Source organism: Corynebacterium sp. HMSC14B06, from assembly GCF_001807075.1.
In the GTDB taxonomy this organism is placed as follows: domain Bacteria; phylum Actinomycetota; class Actinomycetes; order Mycobacteriales; family Mycobacteriaceae; genus Corynebacterium; species Corynebacterium jeikeium_D.
This window is the reverse complement of sequence record NZ_KV787396.1, coordinates 129,969-150,758: the sequence shown is the minus strand read 5'-3', so window position 1 is coordinate 150,758 and position 20,790 is coordinate 129,969. Positions and strand designations below refer to the sequence as shown.

The following is a 20,790-nucleotide window of genomic DNA, read 5'->3' as shown; positions in this document are numbered from 1 at the left end:
GGAGCGCTTACACTGGAGAGTTGTGATTGAGGAGTTTATTAAGCACTGGTGGGCCGAGCACGCGAACGAGATTCTCGAGTGGCGGCGGCATCTTCATGCGCACCCAGAGCTATCTCACATGGAGCACGCCACCACGGCTTTTGTGGAGGAGAAGCTGCGTGCTGCAGGGCTGAAACCAGTGCTGTTTCCCAACACCGGCCTGATGGTCGACATTGGTGAAGACGAACTCGCCGGTAGCGAAGCCGGAGGTGAACTCCCGGGACGTCTCGCTTTCCGCGGTGATATCGACGCGCTTCCAATTACAGAGAGCACGGGGCTGGAGTTTGCCAGCACCAATGACGGCGTCATGCATGCCTGCGGGCATGATTTCCACACCGCGATCACGCTCGCGACGGCACTGGCTATGGCTGAGTACCACGAAAAGCACACGTTGCCGACGCCGCTGCGTTTCATTTTCCAACCCGCCGAGGAGGTCATGGTTGGCGGTGCACCCGAGGTTATCGCTGCCGGTGCGCTCAATGGCGTTGAGCGTATTTTTGCCGTCCATTGTGAGCCGAAGCTGCGCGTAGGTCACGTCGGCGTTCGAACAGGTGCCATCACCTCTGCGGCCGACACGCTGGAGATTCAGGTGCATGGCCCGGGCGGGCATACCTCCCGTCCGCAGATGACAGCCGATGTTGTCTATGCACTGGGCAAATTGATTGTCGATTTGCCCGGATTACTGTCGCGACGCGTCGACCCGCGCACCGGCACCGTGCTCACGTTCGGTTCCGTGCACTCCGGGTATGCGCACAACGCGATTCCGTCGGAAGGCAGCGTCAGCGGCACCCTGCGCACCGCGGACATCAAGACCTGGCGCGACATCGATCCACTGGTCCGCGAACTCATTGAACAAGTCCTCGCTCCGACCGGCGCCGAGTGCACCATCAATTACGAGCGTGGCGTGCCGCCTGTGCTTAACGACGAATACTGCACCGCCCTGATTGCGGAAGCAGTGCGACGAGTGGACGAGAATGCTGTCATTCAGGCCCCACAGTCGTCCGGTGGCGAGGACTTCGGTTGGTATCTCGAGCACGTCCCGGGCGCGATGGCCCGCTTGGGCTGCTGGTCCGGCCGCGGCGACAAGCACGATTTGCACCGAGATGACCTAATCGTGGACGAGCGTTGCCTGGGCGTTGGTGTGAAACTCTTCGCTGGCATTGTTGCTCGCTATGAGGACGGCGCGCAGTCAACCATGACTGTCCGTTAGACTATGGGGGCAAAGCGGGGAAAATGCCTCCCGCGGTAGTTACATTGTGATATCCACGGCAACTTTGGAGGATTTGTGGCACAGAGGATCGTAATCATTGGCGGCGGCCCAGCCGGCTACGAAGCAGCGCTGGTTGGCGCCAAGTACGGTGCTGAAGTCACTGTGGTTGAGGATGCCGGGATGGGCGGTTCTTCCGTCCTGTGGGATTGCGTTCCCTCTAAGGCCTTCATCGCGGCGACGGGCGTTCGTACCGATATGCGTCGTGCGGACGAGATGGGTCTGCGTCCGGACTTTTCCCAGCGCAAAATCGACTTCACTGCGGTCAACGAGCGCGTTAAGCGCCTGGCTCAGCAGCAGTCCGACGATGTTCGCGCGCAGATGGAGCGTGAGGGCATCAAGATGCTGCAGGGCCGCGGTCGCCTCGATGACCACGACCCGGGCCGTGTAACTCACTACGTCACCGTCGACTTGCTCGAGGGCGGCGAGGTCACTCTTGAAGCCGACCTGGTGCTGGTCAGCACCGGTGCGTCCCCGCGCATTCTGCCGGGTGCGATTCCTGATGGTGACCGTATTCTGACCTGGCGTCAGGTCTACGAACTGGAGGAGCTGCCGGAGCACCTCATTGTGGTCGGTTCCGGTGTGACTGGTGCTGAGTTCGTATCCTCGTTCACCGAGCTGGGTGTGAAGGTCACCATGGTCGCCTCGCGTGATCGCATCCTGCCGCACGAGGATGCCGACGCTGCAGATGCCCTGGAGGAAGTCCTACTGGAGCGCGGTGTGGACGTTGTTAAGAACGCCCGCTGTGATCTTGTCGAACGCACGGAGGACGGCGGCGTTCGCGTCGTCACTTCCGACGGCCGTGAGGTCTTCGGTTCCCACGCGTTGATGACCGTCGGTTCGATTCCTAACACCGCGGATATGGGACTGGAAGCCAGCGGCGTAAAACTGACTCCGTCTGGCCATATTCACGTTGACCGTGTTTCCCGTACCAACGTGCCGGGTATCTACGCTGCCGGTGACTGCACTGACTTGTTCCCGCTGGCTTCGGTTGCAGCTATGCAGGGCCGTATTGCGATGTACCACGCCCTCGGTGAAGGCGTATCTCCGATTCGCCTGCGCACTGTTTCATCGGCAGTGTTCACCCGCCCGGAGATTGCGACTGTCGGTGTTTCCCAGGCTCAGATTGAGTCCGGTGAGGTCTCCGCTCGCGTTGAGGTTTTCCCACTGGCAGGTAACCCGCGTGCGAAGATGCGCTCGCTGCGCCACGGTTTTGTCAAGCTGTTCTGCCGTAAGAACTCCGGCATGATTATCGGTGGTGTGGTGGTCGCTCCGACCGCCTCGGAGCTGATTCTGCCAATTGCGGTATGTGTTTCCAACCAGCTCACCGTCGATGACCTGGCAAGCTCCTTCTCTGTCTACCCGTCACTGTCTGGCTCGATTACTGAGGCTGCTCGTCAGCTGATGGCACACGACGATCTGGACTAATGCTGGTATCGCGACTGGCAACATGACCGGTCGTATTCATACATAAAAAGCCGAACCCCGGAAGTGGGGCTCGGCTTTTTAATTACTTAGCTTTTTAATTACTTGCTGGAGAGTTCAGCGTACTTAGCGGTGACTTCCTCAACCGACGGATTCGTGGCGTGCACGCCATCGGAGTACAGCACGGTCGGAACAACGCGGTTGCCATCATTGACGGACTCAACCCACTTCGAAATGTCGTCGTGCTTTTCGACATCCCAGGCCTCAAACGGAGTGCCGTTTTCCTTCAGGCCAGCAATAAGGTTCTGGCAGAAAGGACACCAGGCTGCAGCGTAAATGGTCACGTGTTCGGTGGTCTGTGGAGTCTTCACATCAGTCATACTTAGGTCAACGCGCGGACCAAGGCCGATATTCCATTGCGCAATACGTTCGCCGGGCAGTAGTCCCGCCTCAGAGCCTTGCGAGACAGGCTTCCAAGCGCTAATCCTCTAGTCGCCGCCACGTGCAGAAGCGGTAGCGTAGGCCGGTTGTTGACGTCTGCCACGGGCCATCCTCGACGCGAACCCAGTCGTAGAGGTCGGGAGCCATGACCGGTACTGGGACGTTGACATCAGTATCAATGTCAGTGACCACGCATTCGTCGGCAAGCGAAAGTGCATCGCGATAGACACGCCCGCCTCCGATAATCCAAGCCGCGGGCGCGTCGGCGACGGCGGCGAGCGCGGCTTCGAGGCTGGTTGCGGACTCGGCGCCGGGGAAATCGGACACGGAGCGTGAAAGGACGATGTTTCGACGACCGGGGAGTGGTCGGAACTTGGGATTCAGCGAGTCCCACGTGCGACGCCCCATGATGACCGGTGCGCCCATCGTTGTTGTTTTGAAATGCTGAAGATCTTCAGGCAGATGCCAGGGCATAGTCGCACCGTCGCCGATAATGCCGGCCCGAGACTGCGCCCAAATCATCCCTACAAATGGGGGCCTTGCGCTGGTGGAAGCGGTGGACTCGTTCATGTCGACACTCACCTTTCGCTGACTTAGACAGCCACCTGACCGCGAATCAGAGGATGCGGGTCGTAGCCGATGACCTCAATGTCCTCGTAAGCGTAGTCGAAAATGCTGTCGGCCTTCTGAAGCTTCAGCGTGGGGTAGGGGCGTGGCTCACGGGAGACCTGCAGTTCGCACTGTTCAATGTGGTTGTCGTAGATGTGGCAATCGCCACCGGTCCAGATGAACTCACCAACATCCAAGCCCGCCTGCTGCGCCATCATGTGCGTCAACAGTGCATAGGAAGCGATGTTAAACGGCACGCCTAGGAACATGTCCGCGCTGCGCTGGTAGAGCTGGCAGCTGAGCTTGCCATCTGCGACGTAGAACTGGAACAGCAGATGGCACGGCGGCAGCGCCATATTGGAAATCTCGGAGACATTCCAGGCGCTGACAATGTTGCGGCGGCTATCCGGGTTGGACTTCAGAGTCTCCAGCGCTTGTGCGATCTGATCGATGTGGTGCCCATCTGGAGTGGGCCAAGAGCGCCACTGCACGCCATAGACCGGACCGAGGTCGCCGTTGTCGTCTGCCCACTCGTCCCAAATAGTCACCCCATGATCCTGGAGCCACCGGACGTTTGAATCGCCGCGGAGGAACCACAACAGCTCGTACACGATGGACTTCAGGTGCACCTTCTTAGTGGTGATCAGTGGGAAGCCCTCGCTCAGATCAAAGCGCAGCTGGCGGCCGAACACTGAGCGAGTGCCCGTGCCAGTGCGGTCTGATTTAGCTGCTCCGTCAGCGAGAATTTCGCGTAGCAAATCCTCGTACGGAGTCTTAATGCCCTGATGAGCCTGTGTCGTGATGTCAGTGGAGTCGGTCATAGCCGCCCTAGCTTACCTACTTCTGCTCTTGATCCTTGAATTCCTTCACCAGTGCCAGAATCTCCTCCGACAGGTCCGGTCGGCAGAACAGCATATCCGGCAGGAAAGTATCGACATTATTGTAGGTCGGCGCGGAGCCGTCTAGGCGGCTGACAAAAAGCCCTGCGGACTTAGCGACACCAACCGGCGCTGCCGAGTCCCACTCGTACTGACCACCGTCGTGGATGTAGGCGTCGTAGTCACCGAGCAGCACGTGCATTGCCTTCGCACCAGCGGAGCCCATCTCCACCAGCTCCATGCCTAGCTTGTCAGCGACGTACTTCGCCACAGCCGGTGGGCGAGTACGCGATACGACAATCTTGCCCGCACGCGGCCCCTGCACAGCCTTGGCCTCACCCGTGTGGAAAACCTGGCCGTGATCCGGCAGACCAACAGCAGCGTGGGTCGGCTGACCGTCCTCTACTAGAGCGACATGAACTGCCCAGTCCTGGCGCCCCGAAGCGAACTCACGCGTGCCATCGAGTGGGTCAATAATCCACACCCGCTTTGAGTCCAGGCGCTCACGGTTATCCGCGGCTTCCTCCGACAGCAGTCCGTCGTCCGGACGGTGCTGCTCTAGTACGCGGGCAATCCACTCCTGTGCCAGTGCGTCGCCGGCATCTCCCAGAATGCGGCCACGCAGCAGGCCTACGTTGCGGACACCCTTGAGAATTTCACTGGCGCCCACGGCAAGTCGATAGGCAAGAACATCATCTTCAATGTAGGCAGACATGACTTAGATACTATTCGCTTTTTCCCGACCCCGCTTTACGACGGGATGCCGCGCCCCATCCTCACCGCAACCGAGTGGCCATATAAATAACAAAAGTCCGCCCGCAGCGAGAATCAGTTCAAGCCGAAGGCGGACTCTTAGCTATCTAGGCCAATTGGCTAAAAGACGTTAGCGCTTGTCGCGGTACCACGTCAGCAGCGCATCGGTAGAAGCGTCGCCAGAATTAGGCGCCACTTCACCGGTAACTGCAGGCAACAGGTCGCCAGCCTGCTGCTTGCCCAGCTCGACGCCCCACTGGTCGAAGGAGTTCAGGCCCCAAACAATGCCCTCGACGAAGGTGATGTGCTCGTAGAGTGCAATCAGCGCACCGACAGCGTCCGGGGTCAGTTCCTCGGCCATGATGGTCGTGGTCGGACGGTTACCTGGCATGACCTTGTGCTCTACGAGTTCCTCGGCAACGCCCTCTGCGCGAATTTCTTCTGCGGTCTTACCGAAGGCCAGCACCTTGGTCTGTGCGAAGAAGTTACTCATCAGTAGGTCGTGCATAGAACCTTCGCCGGAAGCCGTCGGCAGATCCTGGCGTGGACGGGCAAAGCCGATGAAGTCAGCCGGAACTAGGCGAGTTCCCTGGTGAAGGAGCTGGAAGAAAGCGTGCTGGCCGTTCGTTCCCGGCTCACCCCAGAAGATTTCTCCGGTGTTGTAGTCCACCCTCTTGCCGTCGGTACGCACGGACTTACCGTTCGATTCCATGGTGAGCTGCTGAAGGTACGCCGGGAAGCGAGAGAGATCTTCAGAGTAGGGCAGCACGGCATGCGACTGAGCGTCGAGGAAGTTTGAGTACCAGACATTCAGCATGCCCATCAGTACCGGCACGTTCTGCTCCAGCGGAGCGTTGAGGAAGTGCTCATCCATTGCGCGGAAGCCCTGCAGGAAGCGCATGAAGTCCATCGGACCAACGACGGCCATGATGGACAGGCCGATGGCGGAGTCGACGGAGTAGCGGCCGCCGACCCAGTCCCAGAAGCCAAACATGTTCTCAGTGTCGATGCCGAATTCGGCGACCTTTTCGGCATTCGTGGAAACGGCGACGAAGTGCTTGGCGACGGCATCTTCGCTACCCAGCTGCTGGATAAGCCAGCGGCGAGCTGCGTGAGCGTTGGAGAGCGTCTCCTGCGTGGTGAAGGTCTTGGAAGCGACGATAAACAGCGTGGACTCCGGATCGACCTCATCCAGAACCGCATGTAGATCAGATGGGTCAACGTTAGAGACAAAGCGGGCATCAATGCCGGCAGTGGCGTAGGTGCGCAGCGCCTTGGTCACCATTGCCGGGCCCAAGTCGGAGCCACCGATGCCGATGTTGACCACAGTCTTAATAGTGTGACCCGTGTATCCCAGCCAGTCTCCACTGCGGAGGCTGCGAGCAAAGTCGCGCATGCGGCCGAGCACCTCATGCACGTCGGCAGCAACATCCTGGTCGCCGACGGTCAGATTTTCCTCTGCTGGCAGGCGCAGCGCTGTGTGCAGCACGGAGCGGTTTTCAGTGGTGTTGATCTTGTCACCGCGGAACATCTTCTCGCGTGCTTCTTCGATGCCAGCGGCGCGAGCGAGCTCAACCAGCTCGGCAAAACCGTCGAGGCACATCAAGTTCTTGGAAAGGTCAACGTGGAGAGTGCCCGCATCGAAAGTCAGCTTCTCAGTGCGGCCATCTTCATTGGCGAAAAGCTCACGCAGCGAGGTGGCGCGAACATTGTCCACGCGCTTAGCCAGCTGAGCCCACTGTTCGGTTGCGGTGATATCTACAGTCATTCCTGCTCCCAGGTGAGTTTTGACGAAATGCACTTTATACCTCCCCAGACTAGTTGCGTTTTGGCGCTCTCGCCGGGCGACAGTATTCGATCAGGCGTGACCACAATCTGCTGGCAGCTCGATTCCGCGGTGCCTATGCTCCGCCTATGCGCCGACCATCCGTCGACTATCCGCCACCTACGAGTCCCTAGCCCGCTTCAGCAAAGGCACCTACCCTGGAAAATATGACTGATTTCACCCCTGATTACGACAACATCCTCAAAGATGTCCCCACAGGCCTTCTCCTCGGCGGCGAGTTCCGTCCCGCGTCGAATGGTGAGACCTTCGATGTCGTTAACCCCGCGACAGATAAGCCGCTGGTCCAGGTCGCCTCCGCCACAGAGGAGGACGCCAGGCAGGCGCTTGACGACGCCGTCGCAGCCCAGAAGGAGTGGAAGGTAACCCCGCCCCGCAAGCGCAGCGAGATTCTTTACCGCGCTTTTGAACTCATCCGTCGGGATGCAGACAAGTTGGCCCAGCTGCAGTCCCTGGAGATGGGCCGTGCGTTGCCGGATTCCAAGGCTGAGGTCGGCTACGGTGGCGAGTTTTTTCGTTGGTTCGCTGAGGAGGCCGTGCGTATCTCCGGCGATTACCGAATTTCTCCGAGCGGAACCTCGCGCGTCGCGGTGATTAAGCAGCCGGTCGGCCCGGCTTTGGCTATTACGCCGTGGAATTTCCCGCTGGCTATGGGTACCCGCAAGATCGCCCCGGCACTCGCCGCCGGCTGCCCGGTCATTATTAAGCCGGCGTCCAAAACTCCGCTGACCATGCTCTACCTGGGCAAACTGCTTATCGAAGCCGGTGTCCCCGCAGGCGTAATCTCCGTGCTGCCAACAGGACACTCAGCCAACGTTTCGGCCCTGCTTTCCGATGACCGCCTGCGCAAGTTCACCTTCACCGGTTCCACCGAAGTTGGCCAGATGCTCGCTGCGAAGGCCGCGGAAACTTCGATGAAAGTTTCCCTTGAGCTCGGCGGGAATGCTCCGTTTGTCATTCTCTCTGATGGTGATGTTGATAAGGCTGTGCAGGCAGTCAGTGACGCCAAGCTCCGCAATGGCGGCCAGGTGTGTATCGCCCCGAATCGCTTTATTGTTCATGAATCCAAGAAGGATGCGTTCGTAGAAGGCGTCGTCAAGCGTTTTGCGGAGCTGAAGTTGGGCGAGGGTACCGATCCGGCGACGGACCTTGGGCCACTCGCGCTGCGTGATCAACAGGAAAAGGTTCGTGATCTGGTTGACGATGCGGTCAAGCGCGGTGCGAAAGTAGAGTGCGGCGGCAAGATCCCAGATCTCGGCGGCGCGCTTTCCGACGGCTACTTCTTCGAGCCCACAGTTCTGACCGATGTGCCCGAGGATGCGGATATTGTCCGCGAAGAGATTTTCGGTCCGGTGGTTGCAGTGACAACCTTCACGGACGATGAGCACGCGATTGAGCAGGCAAATGACACGATCTTTGGTCTGGCGGCGTATGTGTTCAGTGAGAACCTGACCAAGGCACTTGGTGCGGCAGAGGCATTGGAGTCCGGCATGGTTGCGGTCAATAAGGGCTCGCTGTCGGACCCGTCGGCGCCGTTCGGTGGTGTCAAGCAGTCCGGTCTTGGCCGTGAGGGCGGCTTCACCGGTATCAATGAGTTCCTAGAGGAAAAGCTGATTTCCCTGGAAGGCTAGCAGGACAGGTAGCTGGCGAGGGTTAGCCCAGGCGACCGCGTCCCATGCGCAGCAGCGCCGACGCGATTGCCGGGCCCTCTGGGCCAAGTGCGTCGCGGAACTCGTTGATGATCTGCACCTCTCGGCCGTGCACGAGACGCGTGCCGCCAGATCCCAGGCGGGTTTTGCCGACGGCCTTACTGATTGCGGTGCGGCGTTGAATGGCATCGATAATCAGCCCGTCAAGGCGGTTGATTTCCTTGCGGTACTGTTCGATCTCCGCGGAGCTCAACGGGTCATCGGTACCGGTGGGGGTGCGGACTTCAAAAGGGGATACTGCCGCCGCCTGCTGGCTGTGCTCGGCGCCGTCGGTGTTGTCGGTGTGTGCGGCGCGAGTGTCCGCAGGGTTTTCGCTCATAGTTCTTATTGTGCCAAAGGATTCGAACAGTCCAATCCGGGGGCTCGGCTACTGTAGTAGCCATCATGGGAAATGAAACTGGAATGCTGTTCGGGTCCTTCAATGCTGACGATGGACGTAGTGGCGATAGCCATGCTGGTTCGAACCACGGTGAGGCGGGCGGTGCTACGCCTGGCCGTGGTGGGTTCGGCCACTTCGCCAGCGCTGGTAGCAATAGCGCACCGAGTGACGCTGCCAGCTTTGGCGGCGGTTTTGGCGGTGGCTTCGAGCCCAGTTTTGATTCAGAGTCGCTGCTAGAGGGGCTTAATCCGCAGCAGCGCCAAGCAGTGGAGCACATTGGTTCACCACTGTTGATTGTGGCTGGAGCGGGTTCAGGAAAGACATCTGTGCTGACGCGCAGGATTGCATACCTGATCGGTGCGCGTGGGGTCCTGCCAAGCCAAATTTTGGCTATTACCTTTACCAATAAGGCCGCAGCCGAGATGCGCGAGCGTGTGGCGGGACTGGTCGGTGACCAGGCGCGGCGTATGTGGGTGTCCACGTTCCACTCCATGTGTGTGCGCATACTGCGCATGCAGCATGCGCTAGTACCGGGGCTTAATTCCAATTTCTCTATTTATGATTCGGACGACTCCCGGCGTTTGCTGTCCATTATCGCTAAGGACATGGACCTAGATGCCAAGAAGTTCACCGGCCGCGTGCTCTCGTCGCGTATCTCCAATCTCAAGAATGAGTTGATTGACCCGGAGAAGGCCCTCGCGGACGCGTCGACGACGCGCAATCCTTTTGATGACGTCGTTGCACGGGTTTACCTGGAGTACCAGACCAGGCTACGGGCGGCTAATGCCGTGGACTTTGACGATCTAATCGGTGAGGTCGTTCGGATTTTCACCAATCACCCGCAGGTTGCAGAGTATTACCGTCGCCGTTTCCGGCATGTGTTGGTGGACGAATACCAGGACACCAACCATGCGCAGTATGTTTTGGTCTCGACGCTCGTCGGCAAGCCCGGTGGAGATGTGCCTCCGAGTGAGCTGTGTGTGGTGGGCGATTCGGACCAGTCCATTTATGCCTTCCGTGGTGCGACTATTCGCAATATTGAGGAGTTTGAGAAGGACTATCCGGAGGCCACGTCGATTCTGCTGGAGCAAAACTATCGCTCGACGCAGACGATTCTGTCGGCGGCCAATGCGTTGATCGCGCGCAATGAGAATCGCCGGGAGAAGAAGCTGTGGACCGATCTCGGTGAGGGCGGCAAGATCAAGGGCTACGTAGCGGACAATGAGCACGATGAGGCCCGGTTTATTGCTAACGAGATTGAGCAATTGGTCGATTACGGGCCGCACTCGTACTCGGATGTGGCGATTTTCTACCGCACCAATAATTCCTCCCGTGCTCTAGAGGATGTCTTCATTCGTATGGGCGTGCCGTACACGGTGGTTGGTGGCACCAGGTTTTATGAGCGTAAGGAAGTACGCGATATTGTCGCCTACCTGCGCGTTATTGAGAACTTCGACGATGATGTTTCGCTGCGTCGCATTATCAATACGCCGCGGCGTGGAATCGGTGACCGTGCGGTGGCGCATGTGTCGCTCTATGCCGAAGACGAGCGGTGCTCGTTTGGCACGGCGCTGCGTGCCGTAGCTGAGGGCAAGGTTCCGGCGGTGGCGGCGCGGAGTCGAAACGCGATGGCGGCGTTCGTCGAGATGATTGATGCTCTGGCGGCGGATATGGCATCCGGTGAACTGGCCGATATCGGTGACTTGGTCAACGCGATTATTGACCGCAGTGGATACAAGTCGGAGCTCGAGCGCTCCAATGATCCGCAAGATGCCACGCGCCTGGACAACCTCAATGAGCTCGTCAGCGTTGCGCGGGAGTTCTCTGCAGAGGCGCGGATGATGTCGTCGGTGGATATTAGCGCTGATGTAAATGAAGGCTCTGGCGCTGCAGCTGATGCTGAAAGCGGTGCTGATACCAGTGGCGAGTCCGAGGTGGAATCTGAGATCGCGAATGACCTCGCGCGTGATTTCGCGGCCGACTTCGACAACGATGGGGAAGCGGAACCGGGAAGTCTGCAGGCATTCCTCGAGCGAGTTTCTCTGGTGGCCGATGCGGATCAGATTCCGGATGATGACACCGGTGTAGTGACGTTGATGACGCTACATACGGCTAAGGGCCTGGAGTTTCCGGTGGTATTTCTCATTGGCTGGGAAGACGGACTGTTCCCGCACCTGCGCGCCCTGGGCGATCCGAAGGAGCTGGCTGAAGAGCGACGTCTGGCCTATGTGGGTATTACCCGAGCTCGCAAGCAGCTGTATCTCACGCGCGCTGTGACTCGGTCCTCGTGGGGTTCGCCGCAGAATAATCCGCCTTCACGTTTCCTGGGGGAAGTCCCAAGCGACCTGATCGATTGGCTGCGCGAGGCTCCGGCTCGCAGCTGGGGCGCCGGTTCTGGTGGTTTTGGTTCTGGTGGCTACGGCGCGGGCAGCGCGTTTGGTCGTGGCCATGGTGCCTCGTCGGGCTTCGGTTCCAGCTCGGGCTTCGGCTCTGGTGGATCCTCTAACTCTGGTGCGTCATCCCGAAAGAAGAATCAGGTCTTGCACCTAGAGCCCGGTGACAAGGTTGTTCACGACAAGTACGGCTTAGGCACTGTGCTTGAGGTCCAAGGGGCCGCGCCCCGGGCAACTGCGATGATTGACTTTGGATCCGCAGGTAAGGTCCGCATGATGCTTATCGGCGGCGTGCCCATGGAGAAGTTGTAAAAGAACAACCACCGCCCGACTGGCCGTCCCTACCCGCGGCCGTGCACGTGCCACTATCGCGTGGAGGCTACTTAGGCTTCTTCGCTGTCACCCAGCAGTTGATGGTGGCATCTTGTACTTCGGTGCCGTTGGCATCGGTCAGCACGATGTGGACGGGAAAATCTACCCCACCAGTCTCCGGTGTGATGGTGGAGAAGTCCGGCAACTCAGCCTTGGCCACAGCCGTCAGGCCACCAACGGAGATGCGCTTGTAGTTCGTCGTCATGCCCTTTGGAACCCAGCGATGCGTTGTCGGTACGCTGGCCTCACAGAGCATGCCCATCGCGAATTCAGCGAGGTTACACGCAGCAATCGCATGCACGGACTTAATGTGATTACGCACGCCCCACCAAGCGGGCATGCGCGCTACCGCCAGTCCAGGCTGCATCGTCTCTAGCTTGGGACAGATTGTGCGGAAATATGGCGCCGTCAATGCGGCGGTTAAGGAAAATAGACGCTTGCCGACGACTGGAGTCGCAGCCAACTTCTTCCACATGCGGAATGTTTGAGTCTCTGCCATGTGTCAAGAGTAAAGCCCCAGTACCGGCGGCGATGCCGGTTTCTGAAAAATTTAATCAGGGGAGGCTTGCAGCCGCGGTCAAACAGGGGCCGGTGCACAGGTAGGGCCTTCGCAGAGCGGCCAGGCTTGCTCGTACCTGTGCCGATACCTGATTAGTTCAGGTTCAGACCACGCTGGATGAACCAGGTCACCGGGTCGACCGGAGCGGTGCCATCCGGGTGGATCTCGAAGTGGAGGTGCGTACCGGTGGAGAAGCCGCGGTTGCCCATACCGGCGATGACCTGACCAGCTCGGACAGCTTCTCCGACAGCAACGTAGATGGACTCGATGTGGCCGTAGACGGAAACAGAGCCGTCGTCATGGCGAACGCGAATCCACTGGCCGTAGCCCTGAGCCGGGCCTGCATCGATAACAGTGCCGTCCATGACGGACATGATTGGGGTGTTGGTGACGTTAGCCAGGTCGACACCGTAGTGGAAGGTTCCCCAGCGTGAGCCGAACGGTGAGGTCAGCAGCCCCACGGTCGGGATGGAGAGTTTCGGAGCGCGGGCAGCCTGGTCGCGAGCAACGCGCTCCTGGTTGTACTGCAACGCCGTAGCGAGGTGGTCGCTGAGGTTAGTGCTCGGATTGAAGGAGCTGGAGGCCAGCACCATCGGAGCGTTGTTCTTCGGCTGAGCAGCGCGGGTCTGAGTCGAAGCTGAGTTCTCCGGAGCCTTATTCTCGGTCTCAGCTGCGTGGGCGACCGCGTTGGAGGAAGCGATCGTCGATGCGGACAGTGCGACCAGTGCTGCGCGAGAAGTTGCGGAAACCTCTACCTTGCGGTGCTTTCCGCCTCCGCGACGAGCATTGAAAAACGTCACTTCAATCTCCCTGCCAACGAAACTCTTTGTAACCCAACTGTTATCTAACTTCTGCGATAATAACGGTTCGATATAGGGCAAGCAACTTGTTTTTAGAGAACTTGTTCGCTGATTCGTCAGTTTCAGTTCAATAGGGCCGTGCTGTGGCCGTGGGGCTGTTGTCTTGTATCACGGATCCGGTGAAGCGCAACCGGTGTGTTGCCAGGGGATTTATGGCGGATGCCCCTTAATCGAGGGGCTGGGTAGGGGGATCGGCAAGTAGTTTCCGGGTGAACTAAGGGTGTGGTCGCGGGGGTGGCAAAAAGTAACCCATCGGCGTTGACAAATGGAAACCAAAGGTGAAGCCACTTTGGGGGGGGAGGGGGCAAAAGGAGATCGGACTCAACGGATACCGTCCGTCCTGGGATCCGTACCTTCAAATTAGACTCTGCAATGCCTAAACAAAGAGGCGTTGTATGTATGGCACTATATGGCCATGGCTGTGACGCACCCTTGCGTGGCACCCTATCTATATAGGTGGGCAATCAGCTGTCAATGATTAGACGCGGGAAGGACGATGTCACTGTGAAAGGCGCGGATTCGCGGAGAGGTTCCTCCGGTAGCGATCGAAATCGGCGAAGCCGCACCGGTGCCGGTGGCAGCGGCGGGGGTTCCCGTAGCGTCCGCAGCGAGCGCACTGCCCGCGCATGGCAGAATACGCAGGCCGGTCAGGCTGGCGGTGCGCGCAGCGTCGGTGCCGACAGCAATCGAGCCGCCACGACGAAGATGAAAGCGGGGGGCTCCGGAACGTCGTCACGCAAGGGGCGTCCCTCGGGGTTCCGTCGTTTCATTAACTCGCCTCGTACACGCCGGTTTGGGCTGTCTGTTGCCGGTTCTTACGGCGTCGTATTGCTGTTCATCATCTCGGTAGCTCTGATTGGCGTCATCGTCAGTGGCGCTGGAATGTCTCCGCTTCCAGCGAGTATCGCGTCGATGTGGATGATCTTTAACCTCGCGCCGTTCCGTTTTAACGGCACGACGCTGGGGCTCACACCAGCACTGCCCGCGGTGCTGATGGTGTTGTTCATCGCCTGGCGTGTACGCCGCGAAGTCGCTGACCGCATCAGCATCAAGGATGTCCGCGCGTTGGTCGGCGCGTATCTGGGCACGCCCATTGTTCTCACCATCATCGCGTGGCTCATGCTTTACGACGCGTCGAAGGTGTTTCCCCGCGTTCAGACCCCTAGTTTCGGCCTTGCGATTGCAGCCGCGCTGCTTGTAAATCTCGTGGCCTTGGTGCTGGGAATGGGGCAGCGGTTGCTGCGTGCACTACTGCTGCGCCGGAAGCTGCCGGAGTGGTTGCTCGGGTCGGCCCGTCTGGCGGGCAGCTACGTGGCATGGCTGTGGCTGGCCGGTGTTGTGGTGACACTCGTTTCGCTGATTTGGCATCGAGAGTTGCTGGCAGAGACATTTGCAATCACGGATACCGTCGGTGAAAGTGTTGCGGTCAGCGGCCTCTCGCTGCTGTACCTGCCAAATGTGGCCTTCGGTGCTGTCGGTGTGCTGGTGGGCGGAAAATCGACGTTTGGGCCAGCGGAGGCTGGGCTGTTCGCAGTGCACCCGGCTCAGCTGCCACCGCTGCCGATTTTGGCTGCCATGCCTCAGTCGCTGGTGCACTGGGCTTTCGGAGTGCTGATTGTGCTACCGCCAGCCGTTGCGGCTTGGCGCGTCGTGGCATTCCTGAAGAAATCTGCACCGAAGCAGCCCTACCTGGTCGTCGTTCTCGCTGCCGTGTGGTCGATCATCTTCCTCATGGGGCTGGCTTGGCTGCTCGGCGGTGAGGTTGGCATCTTTGGGTGGGCCGGTGCCTCCTGGTGGCTGACTGGACTGCTCGGCTCGATGTGGCTGGTTGTTCCGGGGGCCATCGTGGTTGTTGCGATGACCGGTGTGCCGTCACTTGGTAGGGACAAGGGAGTCTCGGAAGTGGCCGCCGAGAAGTTCCCGCCGAAGCCTGCGGGAGATGGAAACGGTCATGCTGAGGCTGAGGATGCCGGCGACGCCGATAAGTCCGACAATGACGGGAGCGGTTCGGAGGAGTCGGAGGAGATTGTCGACGGGGAAGTCGTAGCGACCTCCGAAGATGAAGCGACCTCCGAAGACGAAGCCGAGTCCGACACAGAGGAGGAATCAGAGTCCGGTGCTGAGTCTGAAGACACTTCAGAAGACGCTGAGGAATCGGACGACTCTGAAGAGGATTCAGAAAGCGCCGCAGGCGGAGAAGCATCGGGCGAAGTAGATGCGACCGACGAGGACGAATCCGATGAGGACACCGAAGACTCGGAGGAAGGCGGCGACGGGGAACCGTCGTCAAGCCAAAAGAGCTAAGCCAACTTAGGGGGAGCGGAATTTGGGGTCTCTGCCGGGCTGGGTAAGCTAAACGCCGTGACTGAAGCACAGCCCGTCGCAGAAATTTCGCACAATAATTCCTCCAGCAAGCAGCTCCGCATCGTAGTCCTGGCCTCTGGCCTGGGCTCCCTTTTGCAGTCGATGCTGGAACTGCTGGACGCTGAAAAGGTTCAGATTGTCGCGGTTGGTTCGGACAAGGATTGTCCGGCGCTGGAGAGGGCTCAAAACCTCAATATCCCAACTTTTCGGGTGCCTTTCGATGCTGAGGCAAAGAAGGACCGAGAAGGTTGGGATATTCGTGTTTTAGAGGCCGTGAACAGTTTTTCGCCGGATATCGTTGTCTCGGCGGGTTTCATGCGCATTCTGGGGCCATCATTTGTGGAGGCCTACAGCAATCGCATCATTAATACGCACCCAGCGCTGCTGCCGTCCTTCCCAGGGGCGCGTGCGGTACCGGATGCACTTGACTACGGGGTGAAGGTCACCGGCACGACCGTGCATATCGTTGATAATGGAGTGGACACCGGGCCGATTCTGGCGCAACAGCCAGTGGCCGTCGAGGACGACGACACGGTGGAGACCCTGCACGAACGAATCAAGGTTGTCGAACGCCGACTCCTGGTTGATGTATTGCACTCGATTGCCGATCACGGAATTGAGCGTGACGGACGAAAGGCTTATCTGAAATGACCAACGACAACACGCAGCGTAAACCGATCAAGCGCGCTCTGATTAGCGTCTACGACAAGACTGGGCTCGAGGAGCTGGCTCGCGACCTGCACGAGGCTGGCGTGGAAATCGTTTCCACCGGTTCCACGGCTGGCAAGATTGCTGCAGCTGGCGTGCCTGTGACCCCGGTTGAGGATCTCACTGGTTTCCCGGAGTGCCTCGAGGGCCGCGTGAAGACGCTGCACCCGCGTGTTCACGCCGGCATTCTGGCTGATACCCGCAAGGAAGACCACCTGGCTCAGCTGAAGGAGCTCGGTGTGGAGGCTTTCCAGCTCGTTGTCGTTAACCTGTACCCGTTCCGGGAGACCGTTGCCTCGGGCGCTTCCTACGACGAATGCGTGGAGCAGATCGACATTGGAGGCCCGTCGATGGTTCGCGCTGCGGCGAAGAACCACCCGTCGGTTGCCATCGTCGTCGACCCGGCTCGTTACGGCGATGTCGCTACCGCCGTGAAGGAAGGCGGCTTCACCCTCGAGCAGCGCCGTGAGTTCGCTCGCGACGCATTCCTGCACACCGCTGATTACGACGCAGCTGTGTCCAACTGGTTTGTTGAGCAGCTCGGTGGCGCTGAGGGATCCACTCCGACTCCGCTGCGCTACGGCGAGAACTCTCACCAGTCGGCAACTCTGACCCGCATTGGTACCAAGGGGCTGGCAAACGCCAAGCAGCTGAACGGCAAGGAGATGTCGTACAACAACTACCAGGATGCCGACGCCGCATGGCGTGCCGCCTGGGATCACGAGCGCCCGTGTGTGGCAATCATCAAGCACGCTAACCCGTGCGGCATCGCAGTCTCGGATGAGTCCATCGCCGCAGCTCACCGCGCAGCTCACGCATGTGACCCGATGTCCGCATTCGGCGGTGTCATTGCCGTCAACCGCGAGGTCTCCGTTGAGATGGCCGAACAGGTCAAGGACATCTTCACCGAGGTCATCGTCGCTCCGTCCTACGAAGACGGTGCCGTTGAGGTGCTGAAGGCCAAGAAGAATCTGCGTATTCTCGTCGCCGAGTACGAAGCACCGACCACCGAGAACAAGTTTATCTCGGGTGGTCTGCTCACCCAGGATCCGGATACTTACCAGGCAGAGGGTGATAAGCCGGAGAACTGGGAGCTGGCCACCGGCGAGGCATTGAATGCTGAAGAGCTGGCTGAGCTCGAGTTTGCATGGCGCTCCGTCCGCGCTGTGAAGTCCAACGCCATCCTGCTGTCCAAGAACAACGCCACCGTCGGCGTCGGCATGGGCCAGGTCAACCGCGTGGACTCCGCAAAGCTCGCCGTTGAGCGCGCAAATACGCTTGCCGACGGAGAAAACCGTACTCAGGGGGCCTACGCTGCGTCCGATGCCTTCTTCCCGTTCGCTGACGGTCTGCAGGTCCTGATTGATGCCGGTGTGAAGGCAGTTGTCCAGCCAGGTGGTTCCATCCGTGACGAAGAGGTCATAGCTGCTGCCAAGGAAGCTGGCGTCACCATGTACATGACAGGCACTCGTCACTTCTTCCACTAATTCCTTACTGGATTAGGGGCTAACCGCCGCGGTGCTAACTGTCACCTCGGCGGTTTTTCTCTACCCGGACGTGTGGGGACCTGTGGGCGAGGATGTGTGTCTGTTGTCGAGCCGTGGTCTATGTGAACACACGCTGAGGGCAGGCGCTGGTGATAATTATGCAGACGAAATGGCTCCAATGCGTTTAACATAAGGGCTTATGTCACGTAGAACCGAAGCGCGACGGCGTCGAGAAGCAGAGATTCTCTCCGCTGCTGCTGCGATCCTGGCCGACCGAGGGTTTCATCAGACTCGGTTGGAGGATGTTGGCTCCGCTGTCGGCATTTCTGGCCCAGCTCTTTACCGTTACTTCAGCGGCAAGGAAGAGCTGTTGGCGCAGATCCTCATCGATATTTCTATCCGACTTGTCGATGGTGCGCGAGCAGTTCTCGATCGAGCAAAGAGCAATGATTGGGAGCCAGAGGAGACTCTTCGGGGCCTCCTTGCGCATCACGTGCATTTTGCAGTCACGGAGCCCGATCGCATTCGTGTCCAAGAGCGCGAAGGGGGAAATCTGGCGCCAGAGCAGAGCGCAAAAGTGCGTTCCTTGCAGCGTCTTTACATGGTCTTATGGGTGGACGCTCTGCGTGAACTACAGCCCGAACTCACCTCCGACGAGGCGCAGCTTAAAGTCCAGCTCACCGCTGGGTTGATTAACTCTTCCAGGCATGTGCTCAAATGGGCGGGCCCCGAGGCGACAAGGGAAAATGCCTTTGAGATGGCCCTCGCTGCGCTGGGCATTAACAACCAATAATCCGTATTCATTCTTCTGCCGTCTGGCCTCACTGTGCTCAGCAGTGTGGGGGTCAGGCGGTTTTATTGTGTGGCGCGATCGGTCTTATCCGAGTGAATTTACCCCCGAAACAGATTTCTAGGAGAAACTTACATCTCTGTTGGAAACATGCTGTGACCTCGGGGAGGTGTGCGTACTTCAAGCCGCCTAAAAGGCTCTCGGGGGTGGAAGTGTGGTCTAGGAAACAAAATTTGTTGTGAGGTGACTGGAGTCACATTAATCTTTCCGTCAAGAAAGTTAATAGTCATTAACGGAAAGTATTTCGCCCATGACTCACGCCTCAGCATTGACCAACCGACAGCGCCACGAAGAACTCGTTGCAGAGCTCAAAGAGCTGCTCAGCACAACAGCACGCGGTGGTTCCGAACGTGCCCGTGCTCGCCATATTTCCCGCGGTAAGCTGCTGCCACGTCAGCGCATCAACCAACTGCTTGACCCCGGCAGCCCTTTCCTTGAGGTCGCACCTCTAGCGGCTCACGAAATGTATGGCGGCAAGGTTCCGGCTGCTGGCGTCATCGCCGGCATTGGCATCATCGAAGGTCGTCGCTGCCTGGTCGTTGCTAATGACGCAACCGTTTCCGGCGGTACGTACTACCCGTTGACTGTCAAGAAGCATCTGCGCGCACAGGAGATCGCCAGCCTTAACCACCTGCCGTGCATTTACTTGGTCGACTCCGGTGGGGCCATGCTTCTCAACCAGGATGAAGTTTTCCCTGATCGCGACCACTTCGGTCGCATTTTCTACAACCAGGCCAACCTCTCTGCCCGCGGCATTCCGCAGATTGCCGCCGTGATGGGATCCTGTACCGCCGGCGGCGCATACGTGCCGGCAATGAGCGATGAAGCAGTCATTGTGAAAAACCAGGGCACCATCTTCCTGGCAGGTCCGCCACTTGTTAAGGCTGCAACTGGTGAAGATGTCACACCAGAGGAACTCGGTGGCGGCGAACTGCACTCCAAGACCTCCGGAGTTACCGACCACCTTGCGGTTAACGATGCCGATGCACTGCGTCGTGTCCGCGATATCGTCGCAACGCTCCCCAAGGACCCGGAAGTTCCGTGGGACACAGAACCCACCGTCGCGCCGACTCGCAACCAGACCGATCTTTACGATGTCGTCCCCGTCGATGCCAAAGTGCCTTACGACGTCCACGAGGTCATCGAAATCATCGTGGATGGCGGTCAGTACCAGGAGTTCAAGGCCGAATTCGGTACGACCTTGGTCACTGCTTTCGCCCGCATCCACGGTCACCGCGTCGGCATTATCGCCAACAACGGCATTCTCTTCGCGGAATCTGCGCAGAAGGGCGCGCACTTCATCGAGTTGTGTGACCAGCGCGGCATCCCACTGGTATTCCTGCAGAACACCACGGGCTTCATGGTTGGTCGCGAATACGAGGCCGGCGGTATTGCAAAGCACGGCGCCAAGATGGTCAACGCCGTGGCTACCACCCGCGTGCCCAAGTTCACTGTAGTCATCGGTGGCGCCTTCGGCGCCGGCAACTACTCCATGTGCGGTCGCGCATATTCGCCGCGCTTCCTTTGGATGTGGCCGAATGCTCGCATTTCCGTCATGGGCGGTCCACAGGCGGCGATGACGCTTTCGACGGTTCGTCGCAACCAGATTGAACGCTCAGGTGAGAGCTGGTCGCAGGAAGAGCAGGAGGAGTTTGAAACTCCGATTCGCGAGCAGTTTGAGCGTCAGTCGCACTGCTATTACTCATCGGCTCGCCTGTGGGATGACGGTGTCATCGACCCCGCAGATACCCGCCGAATTCTTGGCATGGCCCTCGACGTGGCAAGTGGTGCACCCCTGGATGAACGGGGCTTCGGCGTCTTCCGCATGTAGTAACCAGCTAAAAACTCTCGACA

General features: G+C 59.1%; 17 protein-coding genes. 9 read left to right on the top strand and 8 right to left on the bottom strand.

All coding sequences use genetic code 11. From position 1 onward, the window contains the following. Nucleotides 1-22 precede the first annotated feature (22 nt). Both HMPREF3130_RS09270 and HMPREF3130_RS09265 read left to right on the top strand, forming a co-directional pair. Nucleotides 23-1,249, top strand: a complete 1,227-nt coding sequence (locus HMPREF3130_RS09270) for a M20 family metallopeptidase (RefSeq protein WP_016422154.1) — start codon at nucleotides 23-25, stop codon at nucleotides 1,247-1,249. Between the two features lie 75 nt (nucleotides 1,250-1,324). Further along, nucleotides 1,325-2,734 carry an NAD(P)H-quinone dehydrogenase gene (locus tag HMPREF3130_RS09265; RefSeq protein WP_016422155.1) on the top strand — a complete coding sequence of 470 codons (1,410 nt, stop codon included), beginning with the start codon at nucleotides 1,325-1,327 and terminating at the stop codon, nucleotides 2,732-2,734. A 98-nt stretch (nucleotides 2,735-2,832) separates the two neighbouring features. Here HMPREF3130_RS09265 and HMPREF3130_RS09260 read toward each other — a convergent pair whose 3' ends face one another. The 5 genes from HMPREF3130_RS09260 to pgi form a co-directional block, all read right to left on the bottom strand. Further along, the gene (locus HMPREF3130_RS09260) at nucleotides 2,833-3,111 is read right to left on the bottom strand and encodes a mycoredoxin (protein WP_049190305.1); all 279 of its coding nucleotides are present in this window, start codon (nucleotides 3,109-3,111) and stop codon (nucleotides 2,833-2,835) included. A 100-nt stretch (nucleotides 3,112-3,211) separates the two neighbouring features. After that, on the bottom strand, nucleotides 3,212-3,742 hold the full coding sequence (locus tag HMPREF3130_RS09255) for a dihydrofolate reductase (protein ID WP_070429818.1): 531 nt from the start codon (nucleotides 3,740-3,742) through the stop codon (nucleotides 3,212-3,214). Between the two features lie 23 nt (nucleotides 3,743-3,765). Continuing rightward, nucleotides 3,766-4,602 (bottom strand): thymidylate synthase, encoded by an 837-nt coding sequence (locus tag HMPREF3130_RS09250; RefSeq protein WP_016422158.1) that lies wholly within the window; start codon nucleotides 4,600-4,602, stop codon nucleotides 3,766-3,768. Between the two features lie 16 nt (nucleotides 4,603-4,618). Continuing rightward, nucleotides 4,619-5,374, bottom strand: coding sequence for a 3'(2'),5'-bisphosphate nucleotidase CysQ (locus HMPREF3130_RS09245; RefSeq protein ID WP_049190299.1), 756 nt, complete (start codon nucleotides 5,372-5,374; stop codon nucleotides 4,619-4,621). A gap of 168 nt (nucleotides 5,375-5,542) precedes the next feature. Beyond that, a complete protein-coding gene (pgi, locus tag HMPREF3130_RS09240) occupies nucleotides 5,543-7,180 on the bottom strand; it encodes a glucose-6-phosphate isomerase (RefSeq protein ID WP_016422160.1) in 1,638 nt (545 codons plus the stop codon). Nucleotides 7,181-7,404: 224 nt separating this feature from the next. Here pgi and HMPREF3130_RS09235 point away from each other — a divergent pair, with 224 nt between their 5' ends. Further along, nucleotides 7,405-8,886 (top strand): NAD-dependent succinate-semialdehyde dehydrogenase, encoded by a 1,482-nt coding sequence (locus HMPREF3130_RS09235; RefSeq protein WP_070429817.1) that lies wholly within the window; start codon nucleotides 7,405-7,407, stop codon nucleotides 8,884-8,886. Nucleotides 8,887-8,908: 22 nt separating this feature from the next. Here HMPREF3130_RS09235 and HMPREF3130_RS09230 read toward each other — a convergent pair whose 3' ends face one another. After that, nucleotides 8,909-9,283 (bottom strand): chorismate mutase, encoded by a 375-nt coding sequence (locus tag HMPREF3130_RS09230; protein WP_049171980.1) that lies wholly within the window; start codon nucleotides 9,281-9,283, stop codon nucleotides 8,909-8,911. A 65-nt stretch (nucleotides 9,284-9,348) separates the two neighbouring features. On the opposite strand from HMPREF3130_RS09230, the gene HMPREF3130_RS09225 reads away from it, so the two are divergent. Next, nucleotides 9,349-12,048, top strand: coding sequence for a UvrD-helicase domain-containing protein (locus HMPREF3130_RS09225; protein WP_070429816.1), 2,700 nt, complete (start codon nucleotides 9,349-9,351; stop codon nucleotides 12,046-12,048). A 67-nt stretch (nucleotides 12,049-12,115) separates the two neighbouring features. Here HMPREF3130_RS09225 and HMPREF3130_RS09220 read toward each other — a convergent pair whose 3' ends face one another. Together HMPREF3130_RS09220 and HMPREF3130_RS09215 are read right to left on the bottom strand one after the other, a co-directional pair. Then, the gene (locus HMPREF3130_RS09220) at nucleotides 12,116-12,607 is read right to left on the bottom strand and encodes a hotdog fold domain-containing protein (protein ID WP_038627827.1); all 492 of its coding nucleotides are present in this window, start codon (nucleotides 12,605-12,607) and stop codon (nucleotides 12,116-12,118) included. Nucleotides 12,608-12,759: 152 nt separating this feature from the next. Continuing rightward, a complete protein-coding gene (locus tag HMPREF3130_RS09215) occupies nucleotides 12,760-13,467 on the bottom strand; it encodes a M23 family metallopeptidase (protein ID WP_070429815.1) in 708 nt (235 codons plus the stop codon). Nucleotides 13,468-14,001: 534 nt separating this feature from the next. On the opposite strand from HMPREF3130_RS09215, the gene HMPREF3130_RS09210 reads away from it, so the two are divergent. The 5 genes from HMPREF3130_RS09210 (at nucleotide 14,002) to HMPREF3130_RS09190 (ending at nucleotide 20,767) form a co-directional block, all read left to right on the top strand. After that, the gene (locus HMPREF3130_RS09210) at nucleotides 14,002-15,831 is read left to right on the top strand and encodes a cell division protein PerM (RefSeq protein WP_070429814.1); all 1,830 of its coding nucleotides are present in this window, start codon (nucleotides 14,002-14,004) and stop codon (nucleotides 15,829-15,831) included. Between the two features lie 57 nt (nucleotides 15,832-15,888). Further along, nucleotides 15,889-16,542 (top strand): phosphoribosylglycinamide formyltransferase, encoded by a 654-nt coding sequence (gene purN, locus HMPREF3130_RS09205; protein ID WP_016422166.1) that lies wholly within the window; start codon nucleotides 15,889-15,891, stop codon nucleotides 16,540-16,542. After that, nucleotides 16,539-18,086, top strand: coding sequence for a bifunctional phosphoribosylaminoimidazolecarboxamide formyltransferase/IMP cyclohydrolase (purH, locus tag HMPREF3130_RS09200; RefSeq protein ID WP_016422167.1), 1,548 nt, complete (start codon nucleotides 16,539-16,541; stop codon nucleotides 18,084-18,086). Before purN ends, purH begins: the two co-directional genes overlap by 4 nt. 199 nt (nucleotides 18,087-18,285) lie before the next feature. Then, complete coding sequence (locus tag HMPREF3130_RS09195; RefSeq protein WP_016422168.1) at nucleotides 18,286-18,879, top strand: TetR/AcrR family transcriptional regulator; 594 nt, start codon at nucleotides 18,286-18,288, stop codon at nucleotides 18,877-18,879. A 307-nt stretch (nucleotides 18,880-19,186) separates the two neighbouring features. Further along, nucleotides 19,187-20,767: a carboxyl transferase domain-containing protein gene (locus tag HMPREF3130_RS09190; RefSeq protein WP_070429813.1), complete on the top strand. Its 1,581-nt coding sequence runs from the start codon at nucleotides 19,187-19,189 to the stop codon at nucleotides 20,765-20,767. Nucleotides 20,768-20,790: the final 23 nt, after the last annotated feature.

Bases quoted from the DNA above. Each gene is read 5' to 3' on its own strand.
- HMPREF3130_RS09260 (WP_049190305.1), bottom strand. From the start codon at position 3,111: ATGACTGATGTGAAGACTCCACAGACCACCGAACACGTGACCATTTAC.
- HMPREF3130_RS09255 (WP_070429818.1), bottom strand. From the start codon at position 3,742: ATGAACGAGTCCACCGCTTCCACCAGCGCAAGGCCCCCATTTGTAGGG.
- HMPREF3130_RS09250 (WP_016422158.1), bottom strand. From the start codon at position 4,602: ATGACCGACTCCACTGACATCACGACACAGGCTCATCAGGGCATTAAG.
- HMPREF3130_RS09245 (WP_049190299.1), bottom strand. From the start codon at position 5,374: ATGTCTGCCTACATTGAAGATGATGTTCTTGCCTATCGACTTGCCGTG.
- pgi (WP_016422160.1), bottom strand. From the start codon at position 7,180: ATGACTGTAGATATCACCGCAACCGAACAGTGGGCTCAGCTGGCTAAG.
- HMPREF3130_RS09235 (WP_070429817.1), top strand. From the start codon at position 7,405: ATGACTGATTTCACCCCTGATTACGACAACATCCTCAAAGATGTCCCC.
- HMPREF3130_RS09230 (WP_049171980.1), bottom strand. From the start codon at position 9,283: ATGAGCGAAAACCCTGCGGACACTCGCGCCGCACACACCGACAACACC.
- HMPREF3130_RS09225 (WP_070429816.1), top strand. From the start codon at position 9,349: ATGGGAAATGAAACTGGAATGCTGTTCGGGTCCTTCAATGCTGACGAT.
- HMPREF3130_RS09220 (WP_038627827.1), bottom strand. From the start codon at position 12,607: ATGGCAGAGACTCAAACATTCCGCATGTGGAAGAAGTTGGCTGCGACT.
- HMPREF3130_RS09210 (WP_070429814.1), top strand. From the start codon at position 14,002: ATGATTAGACGCGGGAAGGACGATGTCACTGTGAAAGGCGCGGATTCG.
- purH (WP_016422167.1), top strand. From the start codon at position 16,539: ATGACCAACGACAACACGCAGCGTAAACCGATCAAGCGCGCTCTGATT.
- HMPREF3130_RS09195 (WP_016422168.1), top strand. From the start codon at position 18,286: ATGTCACGTAGAACCGAAGCGCGACGGCGTCGAGAAGCAGAGATTCTC.
- HMPREF3130_RS09190 (WP_070429813.1), top strand. From the start codon at position 19,187: ATGACTCACGCCTCAGCATTGACCAACCGACAGCGCCACGAAGAACTC.